Origin of the sequence: Pantoea sp. CTOTU50773, assembly GCF_032082325.1 — a bacterium.
Taxonomy (GTDB): domain Bacteria; phylum Pseudomonadota; class Gammaproteobacteria; order Enterobacterales; family Enterobacteriaceae; genus Pantoea; species Pantoea communis.
Genome location: NZ_DAMDQC010000234.1, coordinates 1 through 4,773 on the forward strand (window position 1 = coordinate 1; position 4,773 = coordinate 4,773).

Annotated in this window: 5 protein-coding genes; all 5 read right to left on the bottom strand. The window is 55.3% G+C overall.

The annotated features are described in order from the left end of the window. Window positions 1-262: 262 nt before the first annotated feature. The 5 genes from fabI to sapB all read right to left on the bottom strand — a co-directional run bounded on the left by fabI (window position 263) and on the right by sapB (window position 4,772). A complete protein-coding gene (gene fabI / locus RT340_RS21900) occupies window positions 263-1,051 on the bottom strand; it encodes an enoyl-ACP reductase FabI (RefSeq protein WP_007892455.1) in 789 nt (262 codons plus the stop codon). A gap of 140 nt (window positions 1,052-1,191) precedes the next feature. Continuing rightward, window positions 1,192-1,995: a putrescine export ABC transporter ATP-binding protein SapF gene (sapF, locus tag RT340_RS21905; protein WP_160867428.1), complete on the bottom strand. Its 804-nt coding sequence runs from the start codon at window positions 1,993-1,995 to the stop codon at window positions 1,192-1,194. A 2-nt stretch (window positions 1,996-1,997) separates the two neighbouring features. Then, a complete protein-coding gene (sapD, locus tag RT340_RS21910; RefSeq protein ID WP_045814412.1) occupies window positions 1,998-2,993 on the bottom strand; it encodes a putrescine export ABC transporter ATP-binding protein SapD in 996 nt (331 codons plus the stop codon). Next, window positions 2,993-3,883, bottom strand: coding sequence for a putrescine export ABC transporter permease SapC (gene sapC, locus RT340_RS21915; protein ID WP_313377755.1), 891 nt, complete (start codon window positions 3,881-3,883; stop codon window positions 2,993-2,995). Before sapC ends, sapD begins: the two co-directional genes overlap by 1 nt. Continuing rightward, window positions 3,870-4,772, bottom strand: a complete 903-nt coding sequence (gene sapB, locus RT340_RS21920) for a putrescine export ABC transporter permease SapB (protein WP_313377756.1) — start codon at window positions 4,770-4,772, stop codon at window positions 3,870-3,872. The genes sapC and sapB overlap by 14 nt, the downstream gene beginning before the upstream one ends. Window position 4,773: the final 1 nt, after the last annotated feature.

A 4,773-nucleotide genomic window follows, 5' to 3' on the forward strand; every position in this document is an offset into this window, starting at 1 on the left:
CTGGGTACGCGACGGGCAAATCTGAAAAGCGCATCGCCACCAAAAGGCTAGCTTATCGTCGCTGAAGCACTGGCTGTGGCAAAAGAATGAAGGGGAATAATTAAGATCGAATGAATCTATACGCCTGAAAATTCAAGCGGTAGCTAGCAGGAAGAGGTGAGTTTGCGGGAGACGTCAGTCGAAAGTGAACAGGGCGAAAATCGGTGAAGACAGCTGAGACTTCGCTAAGAAAAAAGGCGAGCACCCGGCTCGCCTTCAGAACTTATTTCAGTTCCAGCTCGTTCATCGCGGCAATGCTGAAGCCGCCATCAACGTGTACCACTTCACCGGTGATACCACCCGCCAGATCAGAGCACAGGAAGGCCGCAGAGTTACCCACGTCTTCGATGGTGACAGTGCGGCGAATTGGCGTAACGGCTTCACAGTGAGCCAGCATCTTACGGAAATCTTTGATGCCTGATGCTGCCAGAGTTCGGATTGGACCCGCGGATACGGCGTTAACACGCGTACCTTCAGGACCCATCGCGTTCGCCATGTAACGTACGTTGGCTTCCAGAGACGCTTTAGCCAAACCCATTACGTTGTAGTTAGGAATTGCGCGCTCAGCACCCAGATAAGACAGGGTCAGCAGGGCTGAATTCGGGTTCAGCATTGCACGGCACTCTTTCGCCATCGCCACGAAGCTGTAGGCAGAGATGTCGTGAGCGATTTTGAAGCCTTCACGGGTCACGGCGTTCACGTAGTCACCATCCAGCTGATCGCCAGGTGCGAAACCAATTGAGTGAACAAAACCGTCAAATTTTGGCCAGGTTTTTGCCAGTTCGGTGAACAGCGCAGTGATACTCTCGTCTTCTGCCACATCGCACGGCAGAACAATGTCAGAACCCAAATCTTTAGCGAACTCTTCCACACGACTTTTCAACTTGTCGTTCTGGTAGGTGAAAGCCAGTTCTGCGCCCTGTTTGTGCATCGCCTGTGCAATACCGTAGGCAATGGAGAGTTTACTGGCAACGCCAGTAATCAGAATGCGCTTACCGGAAAGAAAACCCATAGCTGTAATCCTTATGGTCATTGTTGTTGGCGGTCGCAATGATTAAATAGTAGGCGACCGACGTTAATCGACGTGCGGATTCTAGCACGTCTCTCTCAAATGCGGTAAATCGCACCGCGTTTTCGCGATGTGATGAACAATCAACGCACTTTGCGCCAGGCTTCAGCGGTTAAGGCTTCGCCAAAATGGCTGGTGATCAGCCGCTTAGTGAGGTCATGCAGTGGCGAGGCCAGCACATCAGCCGTGCCGCCGCGTTCCACCACTTCACCCTGATGCATCACCAGCACCTGATCGCTGATGTGCTTCATCATGCCGATATGTTGCGTCACATAAATATAGGCGATGCCGTGCTTCTCCTGCAGTTCCAGCATCAGATTCACCAACTGCGAACGCATGGTCATGTCCAGTGAGGCGAGGGCCTCATCGGCGACAATTACCTTCGGCTGTAGGATGAGTGCGCGAGCCAGCGCAAGACGCTGTTTCTGGCCGGGGGCCAGCATATGCGGATAGTAACCGGCGTGATCGCGCAGCAAACCCACCTGGCGCAGTGTGGCAATAATGCGCTTCTCTCGCGCTTCATCATCCAGTTCGGTATTCAGGCGCAGCGGGAAATCGAGGATCTGACTGACGCGCTGGCGCGGATTAAGCGAGGTCGAAGGATCCTGAAATATCATGCGAATACGCTGGCTGCGATAACCGTAATCGCCATACTCCAGCGGATGATCGTCAATCAGCATCTCACCTGCCGTCGGGGCCACCATGCCGCTCAACATTTTCGCCAGCGTGGATTTCCCCGAGCCGTTCTCGCCAATGACCGCTAAGGTCTGCTTCTCACGCAAGGTGAAGCTTACCCCTTTCACCGCCTCCACATGCTGTCGGCGAAACAGACCGGTGCGATAGCGATAGGTTTTACTCAGGTTGCGCACTTCCAGCAGCGTTTCCATGCTCATTGCCCCTCCACATTTAACGGGAAGTGACAGGCAAACAGGTGGGATTTAGTGCCGGTGAGGCGCGGTGTCTCAATACACTTACGCTGTGCATAGGGACAGCGCGGTCCCAGACGACAGCCAATCGGTAAATGCTCCAGTGAGGGAATCGCGCCGGACAGTGTGTTCAGGCGGCTTTTATGCGGCAGCGCACTGCCAAAGTCGGGCATCGCGCGAATCAGCGCCTGTGTATAAGGATGATGCGGCGTATCCATTAAATCTTCACTCTGCGCGGTTTCGACGGTCTGACCGCAGTACATCACGTTTATGCGATCCGCCCACTGGCTCATGGTGCGCAGGTCATGACTGATCAGCAAAATCGTGGTGTTGTTATTTTGGTTGAGGCGACTCAACAAGCGGAATATTTGTGCCTGCGTAGTGGGTTCCATGGCATTGGTCGGCTCATCGGCGATTAGCAGACGTGGCTGATTGGCCAGTGCGATGGCGATCATCACCTTCTGACATTCACCTTCCGTCAATTCATACGGGAAACTGCGCATGATGTCTTTGTGGTCTTTAATGCCCACGCGGTGCAACAGCTCGATGGCACGCGCTTTGCGCCAGAACCACAAACGCTGATACCAGCGCCCTTTAAACGTCCAGCGTGGGATCGCCTGCATCAACTGGCGGCCGATGCTTTCAGAGGGATCCAGGCAGGATTGCGGTTCCTGGAAAATCATCGACACGTTATGGCCGACAATGCGGCGTCGTTCGCGCGGCGACAAACGCAGCAAATCGATATCATCGAACACCATACGATCGGCGGTGACGCGCCAGTTGTCTTTGGTTACGCCGCAAATCGCTTTCGCAATCAGGCTTTTGCCGGAGCCGGATTCCCCCACCAGCCCACGTACTTCACCTTCACTGAGCGTCAGATTAATGCGATCCACGGCCTTCACCGGACCTTCTGAGGTCATGAACTCAATAGTGAGATTACGAATATCCAGTAACGGCATTATTCAGCTCCCGCTTCTACAGCGCGACGGATGCCATCGCCCAGCAGGTTAACGATCAACACACTGACCATCAGCGCGACGCCGGGCAGCATCACGGTCCAGGGCGCGACATAAATCAGCTCCAGCGCATCGCCCAGCATCGCTCCCCATTCCGGTGAGGGCAGCTGTGCCCCTAAATCGAGGAAACCGAGTGCGGCAATGTCGAGAATGGCCATGGAGAGTGAACGCGTAAATTCCCCGACCAGCAGCGGCAGGACATTGGGTAGCACCGCGTTCCACAGAATATTCAGATTGCGCGCGCCATCCAGACGCAGCGCCACCACGTACTCTTTTTCCATCTCGTTATGTACCGCAGTATAGATCTCCCGCACCAGGCGCGGAATGATTGCCAGCAATACCGCCAGCATGGCGTGTTCAAGGCGTGGGCCTAAAAAGGCCACCACAATGATTGCCAGCAGCAGCGAAGGGATGGAGAGCAAGGTATCCAGCACGTGGTTCATTACCGCAGAGCGCAAACCGTGGGTAATGCCAGCCAGCACCCCCAGGATCAGGGCGCAGATCGCGGCTAAAACCGTCACCATGATGGCCGAACCAACCGTTGGCGCTACGCCGCTCAGCAGGCGACTCAATACATCGCGGCCCAAATCATCGGTGCCGAGGAAGAAGGAGACATCCCCGTAGCGCGACCAGGAAGGGGGCAACAGCTGATGGCCGACGAACTGCTGGTCGATACCGTAAGGCGACAGCAAGCCGCCAAACCGGCACAGGAACAGCAGGGAGCCGAAACCGTACAACCCAATCATGCCACTGGTATCACTATAAAAACGCTGCCAGAACAGACGAAACGGGCTGGGTAACTTCGTCTCTGCATAGATATTATCTAAGGGCATACCATTCCTTGTGTTTCAACGGATTAAGCGCCGCACCCAGAATATCTGACAGCACGCTGACCAGAATCACCAGACCGCCGACTACCATCACACCGGCAGAGATGGCCGCATAATCCTGCTGACGAATGGCGTTGATCAACCAGCGGCCAATGCCCGGCCAGTTGAACACCACTTCCGTAATCATCGCCAGCGTCAGCATGGTGGAAAACTGCAAACCCAGGCGGGGGATCACTGGCGGCAGCGCGTTGTGCAGCACATGGCGGCGAATCACGGTGAAGCGGGATAATCCGCGCGTCGCCGCCGCCTTCACGTAGTTTTTATCCATCACATCACTGGTGCTGCTGCGTAGTAAACGAATCACCTCGGTGGTTGGCGCGACCGCCAGGACCACCACTGGCAGAATCATATGGGTCAGGGCACTCATCAACATCTCATGGCGCCACGGTGAAGGACTCAGCCAGGCATCAATCAGTGCAAATCCGGTCACGTTTTGTACCGGGTAGAGCAGATCAAAGCGCCCGGAAACTGGCAACCAGCCCAGTGTCAGGGAGAAGAACAGGGTGAACAGCAGTGCCAGCCAGAACACCGGCATCGAGAAACCGAGCAGTGCCAGTGCGCTGATGGCTTTATCCTGCCATTTTTTGCGCATCACACCCGCGCAAATTCCCAGCGGAATACCCACCAGAAGCGCCAGCATGAAGGCCAGAATGCAAAGCTCCAGCGTGGCGGGGAACACCTCGCGCAGTTGCAGGTCGATCAGCTGGCCGTTGGTGCTGGAAACACCGAAGTCAAATTGCAGCAGGCCTTTAAACCAGAACCACCAGGCATCGAACAGTGAGGCACCTTCCAGCGGCGCATTCGGCGTAAAGTAGCTAAGACTGAAACTCACC

Coding starts and splice junctions, on each gene's coding strand:
- sapF (WP_160867428.1), bottom strand. CDS start 1,995: ATGGAAACGCTGCTGGAAGTGCGCAACCTGAGTAAAACCTATCGCTAT.
- fabI (WP_007892455.1), bottom strand. CDS start 1,051: ATGGGTTTTCTTTCCGGTAAGCGCATTCTGATTACTGGCGTTGCCAGT.
- sapC (WP_313377755.1), bottom strand. CDS start 3,883: ATGCCCTTAGATAATATCTATGCAGAGACGAAGTTACCCAGCCCGTTT.
- sapD (WP_045814412.1), bottom strand. CDS start 2,993: ATGCCGTTACTGGATATTCGTAATCTCACTATTGAGTTCATGACCTCA.